28 protein-coding genes are annotated in these 24313 nt (G+C 42.6%); 8 read left to right on the forward strand and 20 right to left on the reverse strand.

What is annotated here, in order from left to right; translation table 11 throughout:
• Position 1: 1 nt before the first annotated feature.
• From B7982_RS05385 to B7982_RS14870, 17 genes are all read right to left on the reverse strand, one after another.
• Complete coding sequence (locus tag B7982_RS05385) at positions 2 to 409, reverse strand: DUF2958 domain-containing protein (protein ID WP_088659860.1); 408 nt, start codon at positions 407 to 409, stop codon at positions 2 to 4.
• 208 nt (positions 410 to 617) lie between these two features.
• Positions 618 to 1103 (reverse strand): hypothetical protein, encoded by a 486-nt coding sequence (locus B7982_RS14775; protein WP_144065921.1) that lies wholly within the window; start codon positions 1101 to 1103, stop codon positions 618 to 620.
• Positions 1104 to 2654 (reverse strand): hypothetical protein, encoded by a 1551-nt coding sequence (locus tag B7982_RS05390; protein WP_088659861.1) that lies wholly within the window; start codon positions 2652 to 2654, stop codon positions 1104 to 1106.
• 1 nt (position 2655) lies between these two features.
• Positions 2656 to 3705, reverse strand: coding sequence for a hypothetical protein (locus tag B7982_RS05395; protein WP_088659862.1), 1050 nt, complete (start codon positions 3703 to 3705; stop codon positions 2656 to 2658).
• On the reverse strand, positions 3705 to 4097 hold the full coding sequence (locus B7982_RS05400) for a hypothetical protein (RefSeq protein WP_088659863.1): 393 nt from the start codon (positions 4095 to 4097) through the stop codon (positions 3705 to 3707). Before B7982_RS05400 ends, B7982_RS05395 begins: the two co-directional genes overlap by 1 nt.
• 11 nt (positions 4098 to 4108) lie before the next feature.
• Positions 4109 to 4504 (reverse strand): hypothetical protein, encoded by a 396-nt coding sequence (locus tag B7982_RS05405; RefSeq protein WP_088659864.1) that lies wholly within the window; start codon positions 4502 to 4504, stop codon positions 4109 to 4111.
• Between the two features lie 12 nt (positions 4505 to 4516).
• Positions 4517 to 4870 carry a hypothetical protein gene (locus B7982_RS05410; protein WP_088659865.1) on the reverse strand — a complete coding sequence of 118 codons (354 nt, stop codon included), beginning with the start codon at positions 4868 to 4870 and terminating at the stop codon, positions 4517 to 4519.
• Positions 4860 to 5264 (reverse strand): hypothetical protein, encoded by a 405-nt coding sequence (locus tag B7982_RS05415; RefSeq protein ID WP_088659866.1) that lies wholly within the window; start codon positions 5262 to 5264, stop codon positions 4860 to 4862. The genes B7982_RS05410 and B7982_RS05415 overlap by 11 nt, the downstream gene beginning before the upstream one ends.
• 17 nt (positions 5265 to 5281) lie before the next feature.
• Complete coding sequence (locus tag B7982_RS05420) at positions 5282 to 5599, reverse strand: hypothetical protein (RefSeq protein ID WP_088659867.1); 318 nt, start codon at positions 5597 to 5599, stop codon at positions 5282 to 5284.
• Between the two features lie 8 nt (positions 5600 to 5607).
• A complete protein-coding gene (locus B7982_RS05425) occupies positions 5608 to 7131 on the reverse strand; it encodes a hypothetical protein (RefSeq protein ID WP_088659868.1) in 1524 nt (507 codons plus the stop codon).
• A 533-nt stretch (positions 7132 to 7664) separates the two neighbouring features.
• Complete coding sequence (locus tag B7982_RS05435) at positions 7665 to 8168, reverse strand: hypothetical protein (protein ID WP_088659870.1); 504 nt, start codon at positions 8166 to 8168, stop codon at positions 7665 to 7667.
• A 95-nt stretch (positions 8169 to 8263) separates the two neighbouring features.
• A complete protein-coding gene (locus B7982_RS05440) occupies positions 8264 to 9481 on the reverse strand; it encodes a P22 phage major capsid protein family protein (RefSeq protein ID WP_088659871.1) in 1218 nt (405 codons plus the stop codon).
• Between the two features lie 228 nt (positions 9482 to 9709).
• A complete protein-coding gene (locus tag B7982_RS05445; RefSeq protein ID WP_144065922.1) occupies positions 9710 to 10303 on the reverse strand; it encodes a hypothetical protein in 594 nt (197 codons plus the stop codon).
• Positions 10304 to 10643: 340 nt separating this feature from the next.
• On the reverse strand, positions 10644 to 10985 hold the full coding sequence (locus tag B7982_RS05450; RefSeq protein ID WP_088659873.1) for a hypothetical protein: 342 nt from the start codon (positions 10983 to 10985) through the stop codon (positions 10644 to 10646).
• Position 10986: 1 nt separating this feature from the next.
• Entirely contained in the window at positions 10987 to 11631 is a 645-nt protein-coding gene (locus B7982_RS05455) for a hypothetical protein (RefSeq protein ID WP_088659874.1), read from the reverse strand.
• Positions 11632 to 12034: 403 nt separating this feature from the next.
• Positions 12035 to 12640 carry a hypothetical protein gene (locus B7982_RS05460; RefSeq protein ID WP_088659875.1) on the reverse strand — a complete coding sequence of 202 codons (606 nt, stop codon included), beginning with the start codon at positions 12638 to 12640 and terminating at the stop codon, positions 12035 to 12037.
• A complete protein-coding gene (locus B7982_RS14870; protein ID WP_158212969.1) occupies positions 12640 to 12804 on the reverse strand; it encodes a hypothetical protein in 165 nt (54 codons plus the stop codon). Before B7982_RS14870 ends, B7982_RS05460 begins: the two co-directional genes overlap by 1 nt.
• 138 nt (positions 12805 to 12942) lie before the next feature.
• Here B7982_RS14870 and B7982_RS05465 point away from each other — a divergent pair, with 138 nt between their 5' ends.
• Together B7982_RS05465 and radA are read left to right on the forward strand one after the other, a co-directional pair.
• On the forward strand, positions 12943 to 14064 hold the full coding sequence (locus B7982_RS05465) for an IS1595 family transposase (RefSeq protein WP_158212970.1): 1122 nt from the start codon (positions 12943 to 12945) through the stop codon (positions 14062 to 14064).
• Positions 14065 to 14857: 793 nt separating this feature from the next.
• A complete protein-coding gene (gene radA, locus B7982_RS05470; RefSeq protein ID WP_088659877.1) occupies positions 14858 to 16249 on the forward strand; it encodes a DNA repair protein RadA in 1392 nt (463 codons plus the stop codon).
• 87 nt (positions 16250 to 16336) lie between these two features.
• Here the strand turns inward: radA and B7982_RS05475 are convergent, their stop codons facing one another.
• Complete coding sequence (locus B7982_RS05475) at positions 16337 to 17650, reverse strand: pentapeptide repeat-containing protein (protein ID WP_088659878.1); 1314 nt, start codon at positions 17648 to 17650, stop codon at positions 16337 to 16339.
• Positions 17651 to 17772: 122 nt separating this feature from the next.
• Here B7982_RS05475 and B7982_RS05480 point away from each other — a divergent pair, with 122 nt between their 5' ends.
• Genes B7982_RS05480 through B7982_RS05490 form a run of 3 tightly spaced genes read left to right on the forward strand, consistent with a single transcriptional unit; the run spans position 17773 to position 20122 of the window.
• Complete coding sequence (locus tag B7982_RS05480; protein WP_088659879.1) at positions 17773 to 18969, forward strand: NAD(P)/FAD-dependent oxidoreductase; 1197 nt, start codon at positions 17773 to 17775, stop codon at positions 18967 to 18969.
• Between the two features lie 7 nt (positions 18970 to 18976).
• Positions 18977 to 19423, forward strand: coding sequence for a SufE family protein (locus B7982_RS05485; protein ID WP_012820171.1), 447 nt, complete (start codon positions 18977 to 18979; stop codon positions 19421 to 19423).
• A 9-nt stretch (positions 19424 to 19432) separates the two neighbouring features.
• Positions 19433 to 20122: a hypothetical protein gene (locus tag B7982_RS05490; protein WP_088659880.1), complete on the forward strand. Its 690-nt coding sequence runs from the start codon at positions 19433 to 19435 to the stop codon at positions 20120 to 20122.
• 89 nt (positions 20123 to 20211) lie between these two features.
• Here the strand turns inward: B7982_RS05490 and tsaE are convergent, their stop codons facing one another.
• Together tsaE and nspC are read right to left on the reverse strand one after the other, a co-directional pair.
• Entirely contained in the window at positions 20212 to 20625 is a 414-nt protein-coding gene (tsaE, locus tag B7982_RS05495) for a tRNA (adenosine(37)-N6)-threonylcarbamoyltransferase complex ATPase subunit type 1 TsaE (RefSeq protein WP_088659881.1), read from the reverse strand.
• 23 nt (positions 20626 to 20648) lie between these two features.
• Positions 20649 to 21776, reverse strand: a complete 1128-nt coding sequence (nspC, locus tag B7982_RS05500; protein ID WP_088659882.1) for a carboxynorspermidine decarboxylase — start codon at positions 21774 to 21776, stop codon at positions 20649 to 20651.
• A 123-nt stretch (positions 21777 to 21899) separates the two neighbouring features.
• Between nspC and B7982_RS05505 the strand changes: the two genes are divergently transcribed.
• The 3 genes from B7982_RS05505 to B7982_RS05515 are packed head-to-tail and all read left to right on the forward strand — an operon-like array spanning position 21900 to position 24215.
• A complete protein-coding gene (locus B7982_RS05505) occupies positions 21900 to 22427 on the forward strand; it encodes a hypothetical protein (protein ID WP_088659883.1) in 528 nt (175 codons plus the stop codon).
• A 54-nt stretch (positions 22428 to 22481) separates the two neighbouring features.
• Complete coding sequence (locus tag B7982_RS05510; RefSeq protein WP_088659884.1) at positions 22482 to 23453, forward strand: iron ABC transporter permease; 972 nt, start codon at positions 22482 to 22484, stop codon at positions 23451 to 23453.
• Between the two features lie 9 nt (positions 23454 to 23462).
• Complete coding sequence (locus B7982_RS05515) at positions 23463 to 24215, forward strand: ABC transporter ATP-binding protein (RefSeq protein WP_233138385.1); 753 nt, start codon at positions 23463 to 23465, stop codon at positions 24213 to 24215.
• Positions 24216 to 24313: the final 98 nt, after the last annotated feature.

Below are 24313 nucleotides of genomic sequence, written 5' to 3' on the forward strand. Positions count from 1 at the left end.
ATTACACCATCCAATCAATTTTAAGGGTTTCAACCATTTCAGCCATTGTCTTTGTCAATGGTTCGAAAGAATCATCACGATAAACACGGGTGTTCTTATCGTTTACGGCAAAAAGTTCGTCAAGAGAAAACGAACCAAGTTCCAGACCCATTCCCAAATCCACAGCACCAAAAACAACTTTTCCAAAATTGTTTTGATACTTTTTAGACGGGGCGTCAAAATCATCGTCTTCCAAAACAAACCAATGGCAATTGCTAAAGCCAATAGCGTTCTTTTCAGGAAACGACTTGATGATTGAATAATGGGCAATGACCTTTTTGTCATTCTTGGGGACACCATCATATTTGGCATATGGCGTGTCGTGAATCGCTTTCACGATTTGGGGAGTGATAAGTTCTTTAAAATCCATTTTTTTTCCTTTTTGTTTAATTGCGTTAATTTGTCTGCACTTTGCAAATTATAATCTGGTTTACCGCTTGTAAACCCTTCTTTTCGGATAAATTAAGATTTTATTTTTTACACTTTAAAAAAAGCCCGAAATAGGCATTTTCCGACAAAAAATGTCTGTAATATTTTTTAAACAATTAAAAATGGTGCTTATTTTTAAGCACCATTCTCTATTTTAACCTTAACCAATGACACTTGCAGTTATAACGCCCTTCACGATTTGGCACATGCCCATAAAAGGTCGGTTCGGTTGGTGAAACTTCAACATGTCCGTTTAAAGCTAAACATTTTTCACAGCATGTTGGATTAGCCACAAACACCCATTTTGTTTCTTCATTTGCAGGCGTTGTTCCACCACTTGATTTCACCATTGAAGAAACTGAACTTTCCGATTGTGAACCATTCTCATCAAATCCAAAAGTTCTTTCTTTTGCGTTTGGCGATTGGTTCGCCTTATCCAAATAACGCCATTGTGAAATACCGTTTGGAACATAGCCCTGATTTGAATATGAAAAATTAAGGCTATGGGTAAAATCCGATTTATTTCTTGACGGTAGCATGTTGGAAATCTTGCTATTTCCACCACGACCAGACGCCAAAAGTAAACCACCCAAGAACCCTTCTATAAGTTTTTTATATTCGCTACTTGTTGCCATTTATTCCCCCAACATCATTTTAATTCTATATCGCTTTAATGCGTCCTTTTTAGCATTTTCTTCGGCTTCTTCTTTTTTAGCTTCTTGAATTAAATTGATAAGCACGCCAATGCCAGGGATATTTGAATTTTTATCTTCTTCATATCCGTAATCACCGTATTTATTCGTGATAAAGGACTTTGCAGAATTTTCTTGAAGAATCTTTTTATTTGTTTTTAGATTCTTGTCGTTAAGTTCCTTATATGGTGAATTTTCCAAGGCGGGTAAAATTTCATCTGCCGATTCTTTTACCTTGAAATCGTTGGGAACTGCATTTTCTGTTTCTTGTATCGAAATTATTTTTTTGCCGTCATTTCCATCTACAAGTTTTAAAACTTTGGATTCACTTTCTGGCAATGTCTTTAAATAATTTTCGACTTTATCCCTGAATGTCTTTCCCTCTTGTTCAAAAATATGTTCCAAGATTTCATCATTCATTTGGTTTCGTGGGTATGAATTAAGAAACGCTTTTTCTGTTTCGTCCAAATCACTTTTTCCAAATCTTACGGCTCTATCTTGAAGTTCATCGAAGCGTTTGTTATTTGCCTTTATTCTTGCCATAACATCTTCTGCACCGCCTTCACCAATTTCATATAACCATTTAAGCAAGCCACGATCAGGGCGACCAGAACCGCTTCTATATCGTGAAATAGCCATTGGCACACCCTTTAACAAAACAGGGGCTCCAATGTTGGTTGCTGTGCCTTGTAGGGCGTCACCAACATTAAAAGATGAACGGTCATTTTCAGGGTCATCGTATGCGAGAGCGTCCAAGCCTTCCATAATGAATGGATTTGCACCGTTTTCAATGGCGAAATTTAAGCCACGGGCAATAGCACCCGTTTTTCCGCTTGACTTCAACATTGTCGATATTGGTTTAATAGCAGTTCCCGCAACTTTTCCGTATGGAATGGCATAAAGGGCGTTTTCACCAACATCCAATAAAAGACTTGGGTCAAAGTTGCCTTTTTTGTCGGTGAACAAATCTGCATTCACGCCTTCACGAAGTCTTTTTTCATAAAGTCGAGGAGTGAAAATCTCCTGAACCATATTCATAATTGGATTCATTACAGAATGACCAAAAGCCCATTCTGGCCACATATTGTCTTTTCTTGATTGAATAAGTGACTGCTTTTCAAGTTCGGCTTTCAAGGTTGGGAGGGGTATTCCATTTTGTTTGGCGATTTCTGCAAGTCGTTCCTCGCTATATTCGCTCGGCTTGTTCCACTTATAAAGAATTTCCTTATCATTGAACATTGCTGGCAAATCCAAATCTTTATCTTTCCAATTCGGTTCTTTGGAATTTGCCAAAGTCCATAAAGTCGCATCGTGTGGCAAAAAGTTTGAAAGTCCATCCCTGTTCACGGCAATAAACTTTGCTAATTCGGAGTCGGAAAGATTTTCCATTCGTTTAGCGATATTCAACAAATACTGTTCTTCATTGCTGTTGGGTTCATAAAGAACAGCGGTTTCAATAAGTTCATCAATTAGATTTTCTTTATTTGTTGCCATTTTAGATTAACCCCTTATTTCTCAAATAATTAAACTTGTTTGAGTTTCTAGCCTTCCAAAGTTTCTTTTCTGAAATTCCCATAGACTTGTATTTTGTGGCATCGTCATTTTGAGCCGTTGGGCTATATTTCTTTTCAAGTGCGATCTGTTCGTATTTGCTTAACGGCCACTTGCTTAAAAGTTCGTCTAAAGACATCTTGTTTGCATCTGCCTTTTCGTTGCCTGCACCAATCGCTCTTGAACGGGCGTTTGCTTTTGATTCTCTTTCAAAAGTTTCCTTTTCTGTTTCGCCACTTAGAATCTTTTGTTTAAGGGCAAAAGCTTCTTTTGAATTGTTTTGAATCAATGGCTCTAATTGTGTAAGCATGGACTGCTTCATTTCATCGGTCAAGTCACCAGAACGAAGGTGCTTTTCGTATTCCGTCTGTATATCAACGACTTTTGCGAAATCAGCGTCCGCACTGAATTGCCCTTGCTTAATGGCTTCTTTGACTTTCTTTGTGTAATCGCTCAAATCAGACAATCCGAAACTTGCCAATTGTTCGGGGGTGTATGATTTAGAAAGTGTTTCATAAGCTAAATTCATTTGGTCTAAGTCAGTTAAAATTTTATCTTCATAGGCTTTTCTCTGGAATGGGTCGATTGTTGCCGTCATTTGCCTAAAGTCATTTGCAATTGAAATTTGCTTTTGTCTAATGTCGTTTGCAGCACCGTTTACTTTCATTCGTGTTTGACTTGCGTTTGAATTGTTCAAGTTTTGTTGGAATCTTCTTTCGGCGTCTTCACGGTTCTTTTGCCAATTCCATTGTATTTGTGCGGTGTTGTCTTTCTTAATTCGTTTAGCCCTATTCATTGCAATTAGATTTTCTAAATCATTGTCATTCATTGCCTGTGGAGCGTATTTTTCTTTGATTGTCGGGATGGTTCCCTGCAAATCTGCAATTCGTTTGTCGATGTTCGCAATTTGATTTTTTAACAGCTCGATATTTTGAACGAGCGTTTGCTTTGCGTTTGCGTTGGTCGCCATTCCATTTTCTTCAATTTCTTCCATTATATGACCTCCACAGAATTTCGTTCATCGTTCATTTGAATTTCATTTTGTAGATATTTCCCGTTTTCGTTTTCAAGCTGTTTTTCCAATTCCACCAACTGATTTTTAAGTTGAGCTTTTTGGGTTTCAAGTTCCTTAATTTCATTTTGAATAAGCAGAATTTCTTTGTTCATTTGCTCGCTGTTGGAACGGTCTATTTGTTGTTGGCGTGTTTGTCCTTCCATCAATTCAGCCATTTCCCTATCTAGCAAGTAATCATGCGTATTTCGTATTCCTTCACCCAAGTTTTTAGCCATTTCGTTATAAGTTTTCTGCTTATTTTCAAGTGTTCTTGTTAAAACGCCTGAAAAGTCTATCGGGTCTTGAAATCGCCATTGTATATTCAAAGACATATAACCCCCTCTTACAACGCCATTAAACCACCGCCCATATTCATAAGCATTTGTTTAATTGTATTCTTCAATCCATTTTGGCGGTGATAATCAAGTGCGTTTTGGTCGAAACCGATGTGGGTTGAATTGTCGTTTGGTTTGAGTTTTTCCAAATCTTCGCCATTGAGCAATTGTTTTGAAACTTCATTTTTGACTTCTTCTGAATTAAATTCTGGTATTTCATCGTCAGCCATTGAAGTATCTAAACTGGGGTTATAATCCAACATCGTCTTAATGCTATTAAGCATTTCTTCTCTTTCGTTTCCTGCCTGTTGGTGGTTTTGCAAAGCCCCATTGTCGAACATGATTTTGTTTTGTGTTTCTACTTGGGGTAATGTGTTTAATGAATAATTCCAACTTCCTAACATTTTTAAACCTCCTTATCCTGCCATTATTGAATTAAACAAATTAAGGCTATAATTAAGCATATCGGCAACACCATTGTTTTCAGACAATGAAGCATTTGCAAGCGAAGTGTTCACATTCGCCATTCCGTTTGTGTATGCGTTGTTTGAATTTATCAAGCCCCCGTAATAATCGCCTAGACCATTAAGCCAGTTTGTCGTGTCGGTGTTGTAATCGTTCCCTAATTGGCTCATAAGGGTTTTGTATAAGTCGCTTTGTGATTTGTAGGCGTTTTGGTTTTCGCTTGCGTTGAATTGTTGTTCCTGTAAAGCCTGTGACTTGTCTTGATTGTATCTATTAAAAGCCTTGTCGTATTCTTCACTCGCCATAGCCTGTGATTTCGCATTTAATGCGTTTAGGTAATCGGAACTGAACATGTTTCCGAGCGTTAGCCTGTGAATTTGTTATAGCGTCATTTGCCGTCTTGATTCTCATATCAACGGCAGGGGACATAAAGTCCTCAACGGTTTTATTGTATTCAAATTTTGACGGGTCATAAGTACCAATATTTTCATAATTGTACTTAGCCTGATTGTACTTGTCTTTTAAAGTCGTGTCGTGTGCTTGAGAAATAGAATTAAGATACTTATTCAAAGTGTCTTGATTCTCGTTATAATTGCTCTGCCACAATCCTTTATTTTGGTTTATAGCTTTCTTTGCGTCTGCCACTTGGTCGGAATTACCAAAGCCCAAAGCGTTCGCCATTGATTTTAATGGGTTCATAAATCATCCTCCAATTCTTACATTGAATTTTTTGTGTTTAATTTCTGGATTTCAACTTTGCAGGGTTGAGAAACACAAATTGCCGTCTGTCCTATCTTCACAACTTGACAAGAAACGGATCCGTCGTTATTAAATACTTTGGCGATTAAGGTTTTATCAGCTTTTGCAGGCAACAAATAAGAACCGGCTTTCTGACACCACAATTCCCAAAATTCCACATTTGAACTTACGACAATAACAGACCAATCGTTTACGGTATTGACGGAATAAGCCCCGTTTAGAATTTCCCTTAAATTTTCTATTGGTGTTGTATTGTTTATTTCTCCGTTCTTCATAAAGCCTCTTATATGCTAAATCCTAATGGTGAAATACGAATACTTGCGTTCGTCAAGGTTACATCCATATTTTCAGAAAAAGTCAAGCGAACCACACAAAGTCTTTGAACGCCCAAGTTGAGAAAGCGAACACGATAAAAGTATTGTCCTGTTTTTCCACATTCTTCAAGTATGGTGTTGCCGAATGAATTGCCCCCATCTTCTGAAATTTCCAATTGGACTTTCGGATTTACTTCGTAATCGTCAATCGTTCCCGTGTTAAGTTCTACGCCCAATTCATCGAAAGTGAAGTTTTGGTAATTGTTCAAAATTACGGGTGACTGCCTTCTACGAATCAAAGAAACGGTTTCGTTTTCGTTCACTTCTTCTTTGTGAAAGTTATCGTCCAAATAAACGAGTTCACCATCTCCAATGTGACCGAATACGGTCTTGTTATCAAACCAAATTGGATAAATCAAGTTCCAAGCAGAATCACGCCCCGTCTTGAAATTTCTTGAAGACCTTTCAGCCCATTGCTTTGTAGAAAAATCATAGACGAAAGTTCGGCTTCTTTTATTTTGTGCATTAGGAATGTATAGACCGTAGAAAGCATGATTTGAACGGCTATAAGCAAATCCAATGGCGTTGTCCGTGTCCGAATTATCCAAGATTTCATCAAGCCATGTTTCTGAAATCTTTTGAAATTCTGTTCCAATAATGGCAAAAACAGCCCTGCCAGCATTCATTCCATTAGACACGAAACAAACGCTATTGTTCACACTTGCAACGGATTTGGGCGAATCCAAACCAACTTCTCTATTGAATGTGTATGAAGTTCTAACCCAAGTTTGATATTGTTCAGCATCGCCCCTTTGCCAGAACTCAATGGATTTTGGGCCGAATACAATTAAGTTTGAACCAATGGCGTAAAGTGCGTTTATGGCATCGCTGTTTGATTCACCGTTCTTGTAAAGGGGTGTTCCATAATCATCAAAGAAAACATATTGGTCACTTTGAACGGTTTCTGTCTCGGGTGTTATGTGGTCGGATTTATATTGGACTTCACCGTTCACGATTTTATAGACTTGTCGTGTTTCTTGTGAAAGTGGGTATGGAATGGAGTAATAGGCGTAACCGCTACCGCTATCGTTTACGATAATCGAACCTGAAACGACTTGAACATGTGTGGGCTTTATCTTCATTCCCTGTTCATTTATTCTATCGGGAAGGTTTATGTAATGAAGAGAACCACCTTCTTTCAAGTTGTAATAGAAAAGATTTGAACCATCGGCAATTAAAAGAAAAGGTCTTTCACCACCCGTTTCTGCAAATGTTGGGTATGACCCCGTATCTACGCTTCCAAGGCACTCCACAGACCATTTGTAATCGACCCTATATAATTTTGAATGGATAACGAAAAAAGCGTCTGGGGCGTTGTTGTTGGCGTCTAAACCCGTAGAAGATACGAAAGAACCGTGGCATCCTTCTTTTGTGCTTTCAAGTTGCTTAATCCATTTGATACCGTGGAACTGACTTTTGATAGACCACCGCACCGTTTGATTCTTGATACATGTTTATAGACAATGCCGAACCCATTGTAGAAGGGAATTTGGCTTTGTTTTGGTCGCCTATCAAGTTTGAAATTACACTTACTTTCGACATTTACCACCCCACGCCATTCATCCCGTTATAATAATCTTCAAGAAAAGAGCCTTCCATATTTGACCAAACAATAGGTCTGTTTGATGAATTGATTCTTTTTATAAGCGACTTCTGTTCTTCAAAATCTTCCTTGAAAACAGAAACCCAATCATTCAACTTGTATCTAATGGCGAGTCTATAAGTTAGACCTGTCAATAGAAGCGATTTATACATGTCCTGTAGATTTAATGTACTTGACAAGTCTATTTCATCTATATCGTCGATGAAACAAATTTTGTATTCGGAATCTATTGTAGAATCAAGGATTATTGAACCCTTCATAACGCCATATTCAAAATCATACAAGTTTTCGTTTCTCCATTCGTCTGAATCGGTATAGCTATAATGACTCCAACGGCAAACATTTGTGGCGACATGAATGCATTCAAGCACCCTGTCCGTATCTATGACATAAGCCTTTTTTCCGTACCAATCCCATAGACGCCTGTGGAAGTTCGCTTTCTGTTTGGCTAACAATGAAACTTGGTTTTATGGTCTTTGATTTAAGAGCCTTTTCATCGAAATAAACATTGTATGTGTATTGCGTAGAAAGATGATTTCGAGATCTGCTAAAAATTGATTCAACATTTGTTTTCAATAACTGAACAAACCTGTCGCCCTGTTTACGACCAATTGATTTAATTGTACTTGGTGGATTTTTTATTTGAATGTCAAAATCTATTGAGTCGCCAATCGTGATTTCGTTCTTACCACCAACATCAAACATTCTGTAATTATCCGCTATATATTCTTGTGTGTTAAGAACTGAAATAAGGTCTTTCAATTCATTTTCACCTGTCTTTGCTTTTGTTCCATTGACTGCTTGACCATCACCGACAAGCCCACATCTTGAAAAAGCGTTTTGAATTAAATCATTTACAGAAATCATTTTAAACCTCTTTATATTTATAATTCGCAAATAAAAAAAATGTTGGCGGAATAAATCCACCAACATTTCAAGGTGAAAGGAGAGACACCTAAACTTTACTTCTGAACATAAAGAACAGCCTGTCGTCTTGCGTCAGGAACACCTGCGGCAAATGGGCAGTCCAATCGAACAAAAGATTTCATATTTAAGCCATCACCGTATTCACTCATCTTAACGGATACACCGTCAACGGTTTCGGTGCTATTTTCAGAGCCTGGCAAGTCGGCAAACTTGTAAGTGTCGAAAGCCAAAGCGTCCTCTTCACGACAAACACCGACATAATAAGAATTGCCAGATGTTAAAAGTGGTGTGGCAGAGAAAGAAGAAAATGAAGTGTCAAACCAAGCGTTCGGATTTCCAACATTATCGACTTTTACACCACTTACTGTGGCGTTAAGTGTTGCCCTGATTGGAGCAATAGCACATTTGTTTGAATTGTCGGCATCACTTGCGAGAATGACGGTGTAATCTTGGTCGGTTGGCATACCATTTACATCAACGACTTTCAAGCCTGCAATAGAAAATGCTTCGCCCTTCTTACCGCCCGCACAAGTTACGGCTGTGATAGGTTCATAACCAACGACCGTACCGCTTAATGTATCTTCACCGCTAATTGCTGTGCCTGTAATTGTACAAGCAGAAGCGCCAGCTTTTACGATTGGAAGACCTGCCAAAGAAATTTGTGAAGCGTTGGCGTATTCGCCCAAATAATTCTTTCCATAAATTTCTTTTTGGATTGTGTCAGGAATGAAATTAGACAAGCCTGCTGCTGCGATTTTGCCGTTTACGGTTGGTGAATTAAACATAACCTTTACACCACCTACAGCAACTTCTTCCAACTTGTTTGAAACATCACTTAAAGAAGCGAAATTGGCGGCAGATGTTACTGTAGCTTGGACGGATTGGAAAACGGTAGAATCAATTACTTCTTTCTGAACGCTCTTTGCAAGCTTTGTGCCTCTTGGAATTGCAATTTCTTTCTTGAAATCTTCAAGGTCTGTTAATTCATTCCAAGCGTCAATTTCACAAGATGTGTTCTTGTTTTCCAACTTGATAGACATTTCAACTTCTTCGATTGCGTCAGGTTCAGCAACCAAGCCGTCTTTAACCTTGCCAGGGTCAGGAATATAAACGGTGTATGTTCTGCCATACTTCTTATTTTTTAGCTCACTTTCTGGCAAATAACTTTTGGACTTTTTAACATAATCCATCTGGTCGCTTACAACAGCCGCAACCATTTTTGTTTTCTTATTGTTTGATAATTTATTTTCCATTTCAAAAATCCTCTAAAATTTTTTGTGAATGATTTACTCATCATGATTTTCTGAAAATTCACTGTCCATTTCAGCGTGTCTTTTGGCTAGCTACGCCACAGACATTTACACCATTAAGGGGTATGGAAAAAAGAAGGTGTTTTTAAAACAGAAACCTTTAAACTGTTGGAAATCCAAACAATTAGCTTTATTGTTTGGGCTTCCATATCGTATTTATAAAAGTGTGAATTATCGTTTTCTAATAAACGATTTCAAGTCTGCGTCATTTGAGAAAATGTCGCTTGTCTTGCTTGTAGAAATCCCGGGCTTTCCAATAACCATATTTGGATTCATAACAGGCGCAGTCTTTTTATGTTCCTTATTTTTCGCCATTTCTCTTTCATAAAGTTTAAGCTCCATAATACGGGACATTGGATCTGCTTGGGAAAAAACATTTTTTACCAATTCGGCATTTGTGGCGAGTTCGTAAAGTAAACGGGGGCCGTTATCTGAATTTTGGATGTATTCAGAAACATATCTTTCTTTGTCTATAAGTTCTTCGAGTCCTTGGTCGAAAGCCTGTTGGACGGTTGTCAAGTAATCTTGCTTTTCTTCATCGGTAGCAAAACACTTGTTTATTCGTTCGCTTATCTTGTTTGCTCGTTCCCTTCTTTGAACTTCTATGGCTCTTTGTTTTCTTGTTTCTTCGTCTTTTTCCTTGAACATTCTGTTCATTCGCTGTTCGACCAAGTAATCTATGTACTTATCATCATTTTCAAAGTCGTTTCTAAATTTCTCCTTATACTTTTCAGGATTTTCCAATTTTTCCAAACGGCTTTTCAATTCTTCAAATTCCCTGTTGCGTTCTGCAAGTTGGGTTTCGTACTTGTTTTTTTGCTTGTTTAATTGTTGTTTGAAAGAATGTGTAATCTTATCTTCTTTTGAAATCGTGTTTAAATCAACTTTTGGCTGTGATTCTTCTTTTTGAATTTCACCACCGTTCTTTTTCGGGTGTGGTTTCGTTTTCCACGGTTGTTTCGTTCAAGTCTTTTGGTTCAGAATCGTTCTTGATTTCTTCTGTAATCTTGTCTAAATTACTCATTTTAATAACTCCCTTATGCCCTTGGAATTAACGAATGAATGATGTGGGCATTACACCATCCTTTTTTATTTATTTAAACTTTTAATCATCTGGGTCACCCAATACCGAACGCACATATTGACGGATTTGTTTTTTGTTTATGCGTTTTTCAAACATTCTGTCCTCTTCGCAAAATGTCAAAGCCAAAGCGTCTGCCGTATCGGGGGAACGGTTTAGAATAAGTTTTAATTCGGCTTTGGGCTTCAAAATATATTTGTCGTTTTTATCAAGCATAAATCTTGTATTTGTAAGCTCTTCAATAAGTGCAGGGTCTTCTATATACAAGCCATTACGCACGGCTTTTGCTAAGTTGAAATACATTTCAGCCCTTTTGTTTGCGTATGATTCATTAGACGCTTTCGAGGCAAATGGAATTAAATTCACATTAGGATATTCTTTGTTTAGCACCGCATAATATCCGTTCACCGTAGCCCATATCAATGTTTATTTCATAAACATCATCGGTCGAAATCTTGTTTTTTAAGAGAATAAGTTTAATGGCGGTTGAACAATCAAACGGATCTAGCTTGTCATATTTCGTTATGCTAATAATTTTATTTCCTTTACGAATGCAAATTACGGATTTGTCCCTACCTTGACCAGAGCCGTCAATGCCGATTTTAATTGGATAATTTGCAGAATTATTCACGAAAGACTTCGGGAAATCATTGGCATATAGAATACAGCTTTCGTCATAATCCGAAAGAATTTCGCCCTCGATTTCTTGTAATCGCATTTTTTCGTCAGTAATTGCGTTCATCGAAAGTTCAAGAGATTCTTTAGAAAGAAAAGTGTTGTCGCTCATCTTTGCCGTGAAAACTTCGATATTAGATGAAGCCATATTGTCAATTAGCCACTTGTTCCAAACGGAGCCTTGACGGGGTGATGTTCCAAACCTTATAATGGGCGTAAAGTTGCCACGCAAGCAGGGGGCGGTAATCGCCAAAATATCTGCTGGAGCTAAACAAAGCTCATCAAGAACCAAAAGATTTATTTCTGTTAAACCGTCTTGATGATTCACAGTTTTCATAGCTATAACCGAAGCAAATGCCCTTGTTATAGCCAATCGTCATTGCTCCCTTGTTATATGTTGGTTTTAATTTAAGCTCTTCAAATCGCTTTAGAATTTCGTCAAATAGATTTTGAGAAAGTGACTTGTATGTCTGTGAAAAAGCAAGTATTCGTTTGTTTTGTAGCAAGTGAAAAACGATAATCCAAGAAAGAATTACGGTCTTTCCGAGAACCACGACCACACACCAATCCAGCAATATTTTTTGTGGACTTGTATAAAGATTTCTGATGTGGCAAAAGTTTTATTTCGTATTCCATGACACTCCTTTTTCTTATGTATGAAAAACCCCACATCGAATTAAATCAATGTGGGGAACTTTTAATTAGGAGAGAACAAAATATTTATGCCTTATTTATAACGGTTATGCGTCTGTAATTTTCAATTCTATTTTTGAATCGCCATCCATACGAAGATTTTGTTCAGCCGTCAAATCTACTGTCTTACATTCGCTCCAATTTTGCTTGTATCTTCTTTTAAGAATTTCAAGATTTTTCAATCTGCCCTGCAAATAATATTCTTCTGCAAGGTGGTTTTCTATTTTAGCCTTCATCATGCAAATCCATTCTTGGAATCTTTCAATAGAATCTTGGTATGGCTTGCTATAATGCTTTGTGTCAGTTTGCCTATTAAATTTTATATCCCTAAATCGTTCGGGCACATAATCCATAATTAGATGACCAAAAGTTTCAAAGTTGTTGTTTACCCCTGTACCTATATGGCTATGGTTCATAATGGCGAATGTGATTTTAACAATGTCAAGCCCCTCATCTTCATCGGACAAATCGAAAGTTTCGTTTAATTGCTTGTCGCTATATGTGAAAACAGGCTCGGTTATATTGTCGAGAAGATAATTTATAAAGTCAATCTTTTTTCTTGTATTCTTTTCGGGAATACTTGGATTTGTTTTAAATGGGTGATAAACACCGTGCTCGTCTATATACGCTTTTGTTCTACCATTCAAAGACATTAGAAGCCTCCCTTAACAAAATCGGTGTGTTCGTTAAGTGCCTTTTCAATTCGCTTTATTGTTTCGTTCATTTGCGACATTATAAAGAGAATTTCCTTTAAAATTTCTTGTGTGGTTTGTTCCCTTATGTAATCGTTTAAGTCTTGTATTGCTTGCTTTTTCATATGGTATTTATAAAATAAACCGTTCTGTAAAAATATTACTTTGTCAGTAAAAAAACCTGCATTTTTATGGTTGCAAAATGTATATTTGCAATGCACAAACGGGCATCAGTTTTAACCATAAAAAAGGACATTCTTTCTATGGAATTAACACACGAAAAACCCCTTGAACTTATAGACCAGTTAATAGGTCATTTAAACAAAGAAGAAAGAAACTCCCTCGTTAGAAAACTTAATATGGGCGTTACTTCCATTAACGATTTGATGAAATCGAATAGAATGGAAAAAGAACACGCCTGTGTTAAATGTGGGTGTTTGAATATCGTTAAATTTGGCAAGGTCAAAAGATACCATTCAATAAAGGATAAAGAGGGCATTACGATCGGGCGTCAATTCGTAGGGGAACACCAACGCTATAAATGCCGTGATTGTGGCTCAACATTCGTTTCTACCGCCAAATCGGCTTTCTATCGTAGCCATTTGACCCCAGACCAAATTTCAGAAGTCATCAACGCAATAACGATTAGAAAGACCATAAGGGACACCGCAGAAATTTGCCAATGTTCCACAAAGACTTCTTTCAGGTGGAGGCATAAGCTACTTGATTCTTTGACCATTCCAAACGAAAAAGTGGTCTTGGGGGGTATTCTTGAAGCGGACGAAACGGGCTTTGACTTGTCATTTAAGGGAAATCCGTGGAATCACTTTGCATTCTATGGAATGTCGGCAATCGAGCTTAGAACATACCTTCTTAAACACCCAGAAAAGACCCCAAGGGCAATGAACGAAATGGTGAATGTGTGCTGTGGCATTGACCACAACCGCGAAGTTATCGCCACACCTACGAACTTGGGAAAATGTCGAATGAAACACCTCGTCCAAACATTCGACAAGCATATTGAACAACGCTCCATTATGTGTTCGGATAAAAACAAAGCCTATGTCAGAATGTGTAATCAAATGAACATAGCACTTGTTCAATTCAAGTCCGACGATTATACGACCAAATCGGGTGACTTGTCAATTCAAAAAATCAATAATTATCATTCAAACATGAAATTTTGGTTTAAGTTCTTCCGTGGTGTTGCCACGAAATATCTTAGAAATTATCTTCTTTGGTTCAATTTCGTTATGTGGAACAAGAAACTTAATACAAATGTGAAATACTTTGAACATCTTTCTAATACGGTGTTCTGCGAAAACATCAAGGATATTCAAAAACGCCCTGCAATCCCATTCCAAGCCCACAGAAATTACATTTAACAAGTCGCTTTGTAATGCCCCATACACTTGTTTCTAGGGGCTGTAAAACGCTAAAAATCCAAGTTTGCCCAATGACACACCCCCCTGAAATCTGGTTTGAAAAAGAGAAATTGGGGGGTGTGGGGTGCTAAAATACGAACTGTTTTGAATGGAAGAAACGCTCTGAGGGGCGTTTCTTTTTTGATGTATGCAAACACCCTATACAATCGCAAATGATCCGTATGGGGTCTAAAAATCCACAGGATTTTGACATAAGAATACATGAATATTAAATAAGAATATAAAAGAATCTATTTAATTTGATTAATTACTTGTATTATAATGTCAAAATTTCATTTTGACCCAAACACGAAATTATAACTTCACATCGTAAATCTTAAAGAAGAAACCCTTATTTGGTGGTGTTTCTTCATCTTCATTCTTGATGATGGTCGTAAACGACCAAAAGGGGCTTTTCAGCCCCTTTTTTCATTTATTTAAGACATTGAACCAAGTTTAAAGAAAGTGGCGTCAAACCCAATGAAATAGCGATAAAAACGGTATTGAATTTTAAACAAATGAATCTAAAATGAGCTGGGGGCCGGATAAGTAGAACTTTTTTGTTGTTAATGGAATGTTGACAAGAACCGTGCTTTTAAGAGCCATTGAATCCTGTCGAATCACCAAAAGCCCTTTTAAAGTCCTTTTTGTTTAAAATTTTAAACATCAGACGGTGCTTCAACATTAAAGTTCTACATAGCCATTTTGTGAAAATGACACCTTTTGACATGGTGGTTTTATTATATTAGTGCTCATGGTAGCAGTAAATAAATCCAAGAAAGAAATTGAGTATCTCTGTACGGAATGTGGCAATACGACTCCGAAGTGGGCGGGCAAGTGCCCGTTTTGCGGGGCGTGGAGCTCTCTTAAGGAACATGTTATTGAACGGATCACGGAAGGTGCTGGGCGCGTGGGGCGTGGTCTTGGCGGTCCGGTTCACAAGATCGTGATGCTGAAGGATGTCGCAACGGAAGATACGCGGCGTTTGAGCACGGCGAATTCGGAATTTGACCGTGTGCTTGGGGGCGGTTTTGCGCCGGGAAGCCTGGTGCTGATTGGCGGCGATCCGGGGATTGGTAAATCGACTCTCGTGCTGACGACACTTGCAACTATGAATGCAGCGGGCGTAAAGGCGTTATACGTGAGTGGCGAAGAGAGTGCCTGCCAGGTGAAGCTCCGCAGCGAACGATTGAATGTCTCGGGGAGCGACATGATGCTCCTCTGCGAGACAAATCTCGAGAAAATTTTGGAGCAGGCAAAAGAGGTAAAGCCTCAGGTGCTTGTGATTGACTCTATCCAGACGGTTTACAAGAGCGACCTTGCGGGGACTCCCGGCTGTGCAACGCAGTTGCGCGAATGCACGCTGGACTTGATGGTGTTTGCCAAAAATACCGGCTGCATCACGATTCTGATTGGACATGTGACGAAGGACGGGCAGATTGCTGGTCCGCGAATCTTGGAGCACATGGTCGATACGGTCGTGTACTTCGAAGGCGACCGGAATCATCAGTACAGACTCTTGCGAACCATCAAGAATCGCTTTGGCGCTACCGACGAAATCGGCGTTTTCGAGATGACGAGCCACGGATTGAACCCTGTACTGAACCCTAGCAAGGTCTTTTTGCAAGAAGGCGTCCCGCCGACACCCGGGAGCGCCGTGTGTTGTACCATGGAAGGTTCAAGGGCGCTCCTGTTCGAAACGCAGGCCCTAGTGAACCAGACGAACTTTGCGGTTCCGCAACGGGTGGCGGCGGGCATTGACCCCAAGCGCTTGACGATCATCCTTGCGCTTTTGGAAAAGTTTGGCGGTGTAACGATTGGCGCCTCGGATGTATTTGCAAGCATTGCTGGCGGCATGAAGGTGAACGACGCCTCTTCGGACTTGGCGCTTGCGCTTGCCGTGGCGAGTAACCACCTGGGAATCCCGCTTTCGCGGCAGACAATCGCCATTGGAGAGCTTGGACTGTCGGGCGAGGTGCGTGGCGTAAGCCTCCTAGACCAGAGGCTCAAGGAAGCAAGTCGCCTTGGAATGACAGAAGCCATTGTGCCTGCTAGCTGCAAGCTCTCGGAAAACGTTGGCCGGATGAAGGTCGTGCGGGTGCACTCGCTCTCCGAAGCCATTAGCTGGCTTATGGACAAAAAGTGAATTTAGTCTTTAATTCTTAGACGGCTTAGGGGAAAAAGAAAAGGGACGCTCGAGTGAGCGTCCCTCGTTTCCGTTATTCAAAAGGATTTATTTTTCGCCCGGTCTTCTGAAACCGTATGCGCGCGGATCGAAACCGCTGGGGAACTTGGTTCTTTCGTTGTAGGTCACCTTCTTGGCGGTGAACTTTTCAATCTTTGCACCGGTCAAGTCTGCACCGGAGAAGTCCACGTCTTCCATCTTGGTGTCGGCGTCGATCTTGACACCTTCCATCTTGGCGTTGAGGAAGGTCACCTTGATGAGCTTAGCACCAGAGAAGTTTGCACCGGAGAGCTGAGCATTGTTGAATGCGGAGCGTTCGATGGTGGAGTTGGCAAAGTTTGCCTTGGTGAGGTCGGCGTTGTCGAAGATGTCCTTGAAGACGTAGGCTCCGTCGAACACGGCCTTCATGAGTTCGGTGTAGTTGAACACGTTCTTGCTCACGTTGGCGTCGAAGAAGGAAGCCTTGTTGAGCTTAGCCTTGTCGAACGTGCTCTTGGAAACGTCGCCCTTGTCGAAGATAACGCCGTTCAAGTCCTGGTTGGTGAACGTCATGTTCTTGACCTTGGACTGAGCGAACTTGGCCTTCTGGAGCTGCGTTCTGGAGAGGTCCACGTCATTGAAGGTGGTCAAGGAAAGGTCTGCTTCCTGGAGGTTCACGTTGTTGAACGTTGCACCACCGAATTCAGCCTGAGAAAGACCGGCCTTGGCGAAGTTCACGTTGTTGAGCTTGACGCCCTTGAAGTTTGCAGCGATGAGGTTGCAAGCCGTGAAGTCAGTCTTTTCCATGGTGGTCTTGCGGAGGTCGCTGTTAGCCATCAAGGAACGGGAGAAGTTCGTGTTGGTGAGGTTAGCCTTGCTGAAGTCGGCACGGGTAAGGTCCATGTCGGTAGCAGAAGCCTGAGTGAGGTCAGCCTTGCTGAAGTCGCATTCGTCAGAGACCTTCATGGCGTCCATACGAGCGTTCTTGAGGTTGGCCTTCGGGAACTTACTATCGAGAAGAGTTGCACGATAGAGGTTAGCGCCTTCGAGGTTAGCGCCTTCGAAGGATGTCGAACGGATGTCGGCACCGCTAATCGTTGCACCCTTGAGGTTTGCCTTTTCGAAGTTCGCCTTGTTGATCACTGCGTTGCGGAAGGAAACTTCGGGAAGGTTTGCTTCTTCGAAATTCGGGGATTCACCGTTGCAGCGCTGGAAGTCCGTAACGCCCTTGACGGCGCGAGACTTCTGGAACTGGTAGTCGGAGATTTTCTTATCGCGGAAGGATGTGTTCAGGTCCTTACCTCTGAAGTCCTGTGCTGACACGTTGAGCGCGAGAGCACTAAGGAGGCAGAGACCAAATTTATAGACGTTCTTCATATTCATAGTCAAATTCCCTTTATGAAAAAGTAAATCAAATAACGGATAGCCCTAAAATAACTAAAAAATTTGCAAAACTAACAACTAAAAATAAAAAGTGACCAAATAAATACTAATTTTACGTTGAAATGACTTGTTTTCGTTCAAATTCTTACAAAGTGGTGATCTGCGGGGCAGGTCCGGCCGGTCTTATGGCTGCTTACCAGCTTGGAAAATTGACGGGCGGTGCTGGACAAATCCTGCTTTTGGATAAGAAAGAGCCTTGGAAAGAGCCCATTTTTTGTGCCGAAGCGGTATCGACCCATCGTTTGAACGATTTGTGGCCTATTGATGAATCCTGGGTGCGTGGGAGCCTTTCGGGCATCTACTTTACGTCGCCTAAGGGTTACAAGGCTGAATTTTACAGCAAGGACTGCGGTCGTCTGCTCGACCGTTCGAAGTTCCACCATGCGATTGCCGATGCTTGCGTCGAAGCGGGCGTGGAATGCCGTTTTGATGCGCTCGTGAAAAGCATTGAAAAGGCCGAAAATGGCTGGAATTTGACTGTCCAGGTGGGTGGCGAACTGGTTTCGCTCTCGTCTGAGGCTTTTGTCGATGCCAGTGGCCCCGGGTGCCGCCTCACGCGCGGAATTCCGTGCCTTGAAGGGATTGAATCGGGAGATACCGATTTGGAACCGGGCATTTTTGCAGTGGCCGAAGGGATTCAACACGACCGTGACCATATCGACTTGCTTTACGGGAGTGAATTCCCAGGCGGTTACGGCTGGATTTTCCCGCGCGATGGCAAGGAAGTAAATATTGGTTTTGTGCTCTCGAAGGATGCAAAGCCCGATATGCCGTTGCGTGAAAAGCTCAAGCATTTTATTGCGACGCATTACCCGAATGCCAAGGTGAAGGCCATTTACGGTGGCATGATTGCTTGCGGGCAGTCCTGTAAGCCGCTTGCCAAGTGCGGTCTTTTTAAGGCGGGCGATGCGGCAAGTTGCGTGAACCCGATGAGCCGTTCGGGCATTGTCGAAGCGCTTTTGAGCGGAAAGATTACTGCAGAAGCGGTCCATGAATGGCTGAATGCGGTGGATGATGGCGCTCGTGCCCGTATCGAAGCTTCAGTCCTTGATCGTTGGATGGCCTCTTTAGGTAAAACCCACTTGCAGATTGCAAAGGCAAAATCTGGTTTTGCAAAGATTAAGGATGAGCAATTTGACAAGGCGGCGTTGAGCCTCTCGAAGCTTCCGCGCGAAAAGCAAACCTTGTTTAGAATTTTCTGGGCGGTACTTTGGTCTTGCCCGTCTGTAATTTGGAAAATGCGTTCTTTTTTGCATTAGTGTGATTATGTCAGAAAGTATTGTTGATCGTCAAGAAAAGATTAGAGCAAAATTTGCATCGTTCACGGACCCGGATGACAAGTGGAAATTCCTCCTGGATTTGGCTCGTGAACACAAGGGAATGGATGCATCCCTCAAGGCCGAAAAGTTCATTATTCAGGGCTGCGCCTCGACAATGTATCTGGTGCCGAAGTTTGATGGCGCAAAAATCCATTTTGAAATGGATGTGGAAGGCGGTACGACGAACCCGCTGATTAGCCGTGGCCTCGGTGCGCTCGCCTTGCAGATTTTTAACGACATGGCTCCTGCTGACATCCTTTCGGTGGATCCGACGTTTTTCCAGCAGATTGGACTCAATGTCGGGCTTTCGCCGACGCGCTCGAACGGTTTTGCAAGCCTTTTGAAACAGATTTATTTATACGCACGCGTCTTTGACGCAATTTCTAAAAAATAGGACGACTCTATGTTTAGTTTCTTGAATGGAAAAAGCCCGTTTGACGAGGCTGAAGAAAAACTGGAAGCCGGTGAAACCGTTAACGGGAGACCGAAACTTCCGCAGGCGCCGATTATGGGTTGGCAGGACGGTGTGTTCTTGCTTGTGCTCATCGGCTTAATTGTGGGTGGTTATTACTACTACCAGTATGCCAAGCAAAAAAGCGCCGATACATTTGCTAAGTGCGACGCCTTGTTTGTTGCTGCTGAGACGGATGCTTCTAAGTATGTCGAAGCCGAAGCCTGCTATAACGAAACGTGGGACTTGGGCTTTGTGAGCGATTCTATGGAAATCCTCCGCCAGAACCGCTTGGGAGCCATCGAAGATCTGCGCAACCAGCAGAAGGACTTGTATGCCGATGCTATGGGCGCCATGGCTGCCCGTGATACGGTTGCTGCATACAAAGTTGTGAGTGAATACAAGGGCCCAATGCTCTTGAGTCTGGGTGACCGCAAGGATTGGAACAACATTGCCAATAGCGATGCCGTCAAGGCTAGCGTTGCTGCGGCTGCTGCTCGTGCAGATTCTATTGCAAAGGAAAAGGCAATTGCTGATTCCTTGGCTCAGGTCGCTGCAGAGCTCCGCGCAAAGGCTGTTGCCGATTCTATTGAAAAAGCGAATAAGAAACTTGCTCGCAAGGGTAAGCGCAAGAAAGTCTAAAAAAGTTGACCCCGGCACAGAGACCGGGGTGACAATGTTGCGATGTCATGCCCGCCTCCGAGCGGGCATCGCCATTTTATAGACGAGAATTACTTTGAAACTTTTGTAACAGTAATTTCTCGTTCGGTCTCGGAAACGATTTGGATTTTAACGACGTGGGTGATGCCTGCGTCGTTTTCTTCTAATCGCTCGGGCCATTCGATGAGGCTGATGCCGCTCTCGAGATAGTCCGGATCCATACCGACTTCATAAAGGTCTGCGCCGCCTTCGAGACGGTACAGGTCGAAGTGGAATATGGGCGGGTTGTTCGGGTATTCGTGGAGGATGGTGTAGGTCGGGGAGCAGACCGTGCCTTCGAAGCCGAGCCCTTTGCAGATGCCGCGACTGATGACGGTCTTGCCTGCACCTAGATTCCCATAGAGGGCGACTTTGTCGCCGACCTTGAGTTCCTTCGCAAAACCAAGCGCCCAGTTGTATGTGTCTTGTTCTGAAGTGAAACGCATGATAGTAACTGCCGCGAAACCGCTTACAATTTTTCTTTAAACTGCTCGTACGTGAATTTGTGCAGCAGGTGGAACTTGCCGTTTTCGTCGAACTTGCCGATGCTCGGGTGGCGCACACCGTTGAAGAATGTTGTCTTGACCATGGTGTAGTGGATCATGTCTTCGAAGATGATGCGGTCGCCGACCTTGAGCGGTTCGTCGAACGAGAAATCACCGAGCTGGTCGCCGGCGAGGCAGGAATTGCCCGTGAGCTTATACGTGTGTGCCTTTTCGCCCGGGAATGCGGCGCCGATGACGCTTGGACGGTAAGGCATTTCGAGGCAGTCCGGCATGTGGGCGCTGATGGAAACGTTAAGTATTGCGATGTCCATTTCGTTGTGGACGATGTCGCCAACGCTTGTGACGAGTTCACCGGTCTGCCAGCCGATGGCTTCGCCCGGTTCCATGATGACCTGCAAGTGCGGGTAGCGTGCGGAGAAATCCTTGAGGATGCGCACGAGTTCGTCGCGGTGGTAGTCCTTGCGGGTGATGTGGTGGCCACCGCCGAAGTTCACCCATTTCATTTGCGGGAGGTACTTGCCAAAGTGCTTTTCAAATGCGGCGAGAACGCCTTCGAGAGCGTCGGCATCCTGTTCGCAAAGAGCATGGAAGTGGAGGCCATCAATGCCATCGAGGAGTTCGGGCTTGAATTCCTTTTCGGTCACGCCGAGGCGGGAGAACTTGCCGCAAGGGTTGTAAAGGTCGGTTTCGACTGTCGAAAATTCCGGGTTCACGCGGATGCCGGCACTGACGCCGTGGGCAAGCGTCTTGTCCTTGTAACGCAGCCACTGCGAAAAGCTGTTGAACGTGATGTGGTCAGCTGCATCGAGGATGGCGTCGATTTCGTCGTCTTCGTAGACGGGCGCAAAGACGTGGACTTCCTTGTTCATCTCTTCGCGCGCGAGGCGGGCTTCGTTGAGGCTAGAGGCGGTGGCGCCGGCGAGGTATTCGCCGATGAGCGGGAACGAACGCCAGAAGCTGTAACCCTTGAGGGCGCAGATGATTTTAACGCCGGTCTTTTTCTGGATATCATCGAGGATTTCCATATTGTGGCGGAGACGCGTTTCGTCAAGTACGAAACAGGGACTTGGAACTTGAGAATAGTCGAGCATGGCAAGAAAGATAGAAATTTCATTGATATTCTGATTTGAGTTTTATTATTTGAACTATGTTAAATGATGAAGTTATTTTTTTGTATGATTGGTTATAATGAGTTTTACTTTTGAGGGCGTTGAATGAATATCGCTTTGTGGTTTTATTTGCTGCTTTATAATGTCTATTTGACATGTAGTTTAGTGAGCTTGCCCTATGATTTTATACCGTTTAAAGTAGATCATAATATCATAAGTGGTTACCTATTGTTTGCTACGATTGTCATCTTTTCATTGCGACCATTTTTTGTTAAAAAATTAAACCATCTAGTTCTACTTTTGGCTTCTTCATTGTTTGTTTCTGCTATTGTAGCGAGTGTTGATATTAAGGCTGCATCTGTTTATGTTGCGTTGCCCTTGGTGATCATGTCATTGATTTTAATTCTGATTGCTTTTTGTAAAAGGCTGAATCGATTAAATGAAAAAAGTTGGATTATTATGCCTTTGGCTATCTTGTTTTTTATATTGATTTATATAGGGAAAAGATACTTTCCGCAATGGGTTGGTTCTTATGATTTTTATGTTGCGTTAGAGTTTGGATGTGTTATTGCATTTATCTATTCTCTTGTACAAAATTCAATCTATATCATTAGAAAAGTTTTAAAGGAATAAAGTTGAACCACATAAAAATTTCTATGGTTGTTTTTGAATAATCGGAGGCTTGTTTTGCGGCGATTGTTGATTGGATTTGTAGCGTTAGCTGTTTTGATTGTGTTGCTGTGCGTGGCGACGCTTTGCTTTGGCGCGGTGAACATTCCGTTTGCGGATGTGGTGCAGGCGTTGTTTAACCCGGGAGCGGATGTTTCGTCGAACATCTTATGGAACTTGAGAATCCCGCGAATGATTGCGGCTGTACTGGCGGGCACGTCGCTTGCGGTGTCGGGCTTGTCGCTGCAGACGGTGTTCCGAAATCCGCTTGCGGGACCGTTTGTACTTGGCATTAGCAGTGGCGCGAGTCTTGGTGTGGCGCTTGCGCTTTTGGCGGGTATTGGCTTTGGAAGTGTCGGCGTGCTGGGTTCGGCGGCGCTTGGGGCTTTGCTTGTGACGCTTGTCGTGATGTTTGCGGCGACGCGTTTTGCGCAGACGGGCGTGCTTTTGATTGTCGGGCTTTTGACGGGTTACTTTATCGATTCGATTGTGAGCGTCTTGATTGCAGGGAACTCTTCGGAATCGCTGCGCGTGTATGTGGCGTGGGGCATGGGAAGCTTTGGGCGCGTGACGCTCGGTGATGTCTGGATTTTTGCGGCCGCTGTACTTGTGGGTTTGGTGATGATTGGCGTTTCGTTGCGGTATTTGAATGCGGCGCTTTTGGGCGATGATTTTGCACACGGGCTTGGGCTCAACGTGAAGCGTTCCAAGATTTGCGTGTTGCTCGGGGCGAGCCTTTTGGCGGGTGCAACGACTGCGTTTTGCGGGCCTGTCGCGTTCATCGGAATTGCCGTGCCGCATTTAGCTTATCTGCTTTTCAAGACGACGAACCATCGTGTGCTTTTGCCGGGTGCTGCGTTGTGCGGTGTGGCGCTTGCACTTTTGGGTGGGCTCTTCCCGGCTTCGGTGCCACTGAATGCTGTGCTTTCGCTGGTGGGCGTTCCTGTGATTTTGTGGGTACTTGTGCGCGGTTCCGGTGCGCGTTTTTAGGGGGCTTTTATGACGAATGTTGAATCGCAGAACATTTTGCTGGAATGTAAGGATTTGCTTGTCGGCTATGGTAAAGCGCTTCCGTCCATGAAATTCCCGTTTGATTTTTCGCTTGCATCGGGAAATGTTGTAGCTTTGATGGGCGAGAATGGTTGCGGCAAGAGTTCTCTTTTGAAAACGTTTGCTGGGTTGCTTGCGCCGGTGGCGGGCGAGGTTTCGCTTGAAGGGAAATCTCTTACGGAATGGGCTCCTCGTGAACGCGCTCAGGAAATCTCGCTCGTGCGAATGTCGAGTGCAGTGCCCCCGCGAATGAGCGTGAGTGAATTTGTGCGCTTGGGACGTTCGCCGTATTCTGGAATTTTTGACAGCCGTACGGATGAAGATAACCGCATTGTCAAAGAATCGATGGATCTTTTGGATGTGGCAAATTTTGCAAATCGCCCGATTGCAGAATTGAGCGATGGTGAACGCAGCCGCGTGTTTTTGGCAGAGGCTGTGGCGCAGCAGGTGAAAATCTTGTTGCTCGATGAACCGAATGCGTTTTTGGATATTCCGCGTAGCCATGCGCTTTTTAGGTTGCTCAAGAAAATCGCCGTGGAACGCCAAATGGGCATTGTTGTTTCGACGCATTCCGTGGAATACGCGGAACGCTATTGCGATAAGATTATGGTTGTAAATGGCGGAACGGTAAAGGTGGCTTCGGCTGCGGATGCTCGAAAAAATGGACTTTTAGACTGGACGGAAATATGCGACGCTCTTTGATTTTATTTTACGCTATTGGTGTGTTTTGTGTTGCGCTATGCTTGTCATCGTGTGCGGGTAACCGGAGTGCGGCGGGTTCTTCGGAACAGAAACATTTC

Source organism: Fibrobacter sp. UWB2 (assembly GCF_002210425.1).
Taxonomy (GTDB): Bacteria; Fibrobacterota; Fibrobacteria; order Fibrobacterales; family Fibrobacteraceae; genus Fibrobacter; species Fibrobacter elongatus.

Bases quoted from the DNA above. Each gene is read 5' to 3' on its own strand.
- B7982_RS05415 (WP_088659866.1), bottom strand. From the start codon at position 5,264: ATGAACCCATTAAAATCAATGGCGAACGCTTTGGGCTTTGGTAATTCC.
- B7982_RS14775 (WP_144065921.1), bottom strand. From the start codon at position 1,103: ATGGCAACAAGTAGCGAATATAAAAAACTTATAGAAGGGTTCTTGGGT.
- B7982_RS05460 (WP_088659875.1), bottom strand. From the start codon at position 12,640: ATGTCTTTGAATGGTAGAACAAAAGCGTATATAGACGAGCACGGTGTT.
- B7982_RS05490 (WP_088659880.1), top strand. From the start codon at position 19,433: ATGTTTAGTTTCTTGAATGGAAAAAGCCCGTTTGACGAGGCTGAAGAA.
- B7982_RS05515 (WP_233138385.1), top strand. From the start codon at position 23,463: ATGACGAATGTTGAATCGCAGAACATTTTGCTGGAATGTAAGGATTTG.
- B7982_RS05410 (WP_088659865.1), bottom strand. From the start codon at position 4,870: ATGGCGAGTGAAGAATACGACAAGGCTTTTAATAGATACAATCAAGAC.
- B7982_RS05505 (WP_088659883.1), top strand. From the start codon at position 21,900: ATGAATATCGCTTTGTGGTTTTATTTGCTGCTTTATAATGTCTATTTG.
- nspC (WP_088659882.1), bottom strand. From the start codon at position 21,776: ATGCTCGACTATTCTCAAGTTCCAAGTCCCTGTTTCGTACTTGACGAA.
- B7982_RS05475 (WP_088659878.1), bottom strand. From the start codon at position 17,650: ATGAATATGAAGAACGTCTATAAATTTGGTCTCTGCCTCCTTAGTGCT.
- B7982_RS05405 (WP_088659864.1), bottom strand. From the start codon at position 4,504: ATGTTAGGAAGTTGGAATTATTCATTAAACACATTACCCCAAGTAGAA.
- B7982_RS05440 (WP_088659871.1), bottom strand. From the start codon at position 9,481: ATGGAAAATAAATTATCAAACAATAAGAAAACAAAAATGGTTGCGGCT.
- B7982_RS05480 (WP_088659879.1), top strand. From the start codon at position 17,773: ATGACTTGTTTTCGTTCAAATTCTTACAAAGTGGTGATCTGCGGGGCA.
- B7982_RS05385 (WP_088659860.1), bottom strand. From the start codon at position 409: ATGGATTTTAAAGAACTTATCACTCCCCAAATCGTGAAAGCGATTCAC.
- B7982_RS05400 (WP_088659863.1), bottom strand. From the start codon at position 4,097: ATGTCTTTGAATATACAATGGCGATTTCAAGACCCGATAGACTTTTCA.
- B7982_RS05435 (WP_088659870.1), bottom strand. From the start codon at position 8,168: ATGATTTCTGTAAATGATTTAATTCAAAACGCTTTTTCAAGATGTGGG.
- B7982_RS05465 (WP_158212970.1), top strand. From the start codon at position 12,943: ATGGAATTAACACACGAAAAACCCCTTGAACTTATAGACCAGTTAATA.
- B7982_RS05485 (WP_012820171.1), top strand. From the start codon at position 18,977: ATGTCAGAAAGTATTGTTGATCGTCAAGAAAAGATTAGAGCAAAATTT.
- B7982_RS05395 (WP_088659862.1), bottom strand. From the start codon at position 3,705: ATGGAAGAAATTGAAGAAAATGGAATGGCGACCAACGCAAACGCAAAG.
- B7982_RS05455 (WP_088659874.1), bottom strand. From the start codon at position 11,631: ATGAAAACTGTGAATCATCAAGACGGTTTAACAGAAATAAATCTTTTG.
- B7982_RS14870 (WP_158212969.1), bottom strand. From the start codon at position 12,804: ATGAAAAAGCAAGCAATACAAGACTTAAACGATTACATAAGGGAACAA.
- B7982_RS05420 (WP_088659867.1), bottom strand. From the start codon at position 5,599: ATGAAGAACGGAGAAATAAACAATACAACACCAATAGAAAATTTAAGG.
- tsaE (WP_088659881.1), bottom strand. From the start codon at position 20,625: ATGCGTTTCACTTCAGAACAAGACACATACAACTGGGCGCTTGGTTTT.
- B7982_RS05390 (WP_088659861.1), bottom strand. From the start codon at position 2,654: ATGGCAACAAATAAAGAAAATCTAATTGATGAACTTATTGAAACCGCT.
- radA (WP_088659877.1), top strand. From the start codon at position 14,858: ATGGTAGCAGTAAATAAATCCAAGAAAGAAATTGAGTATCTCTGTACG.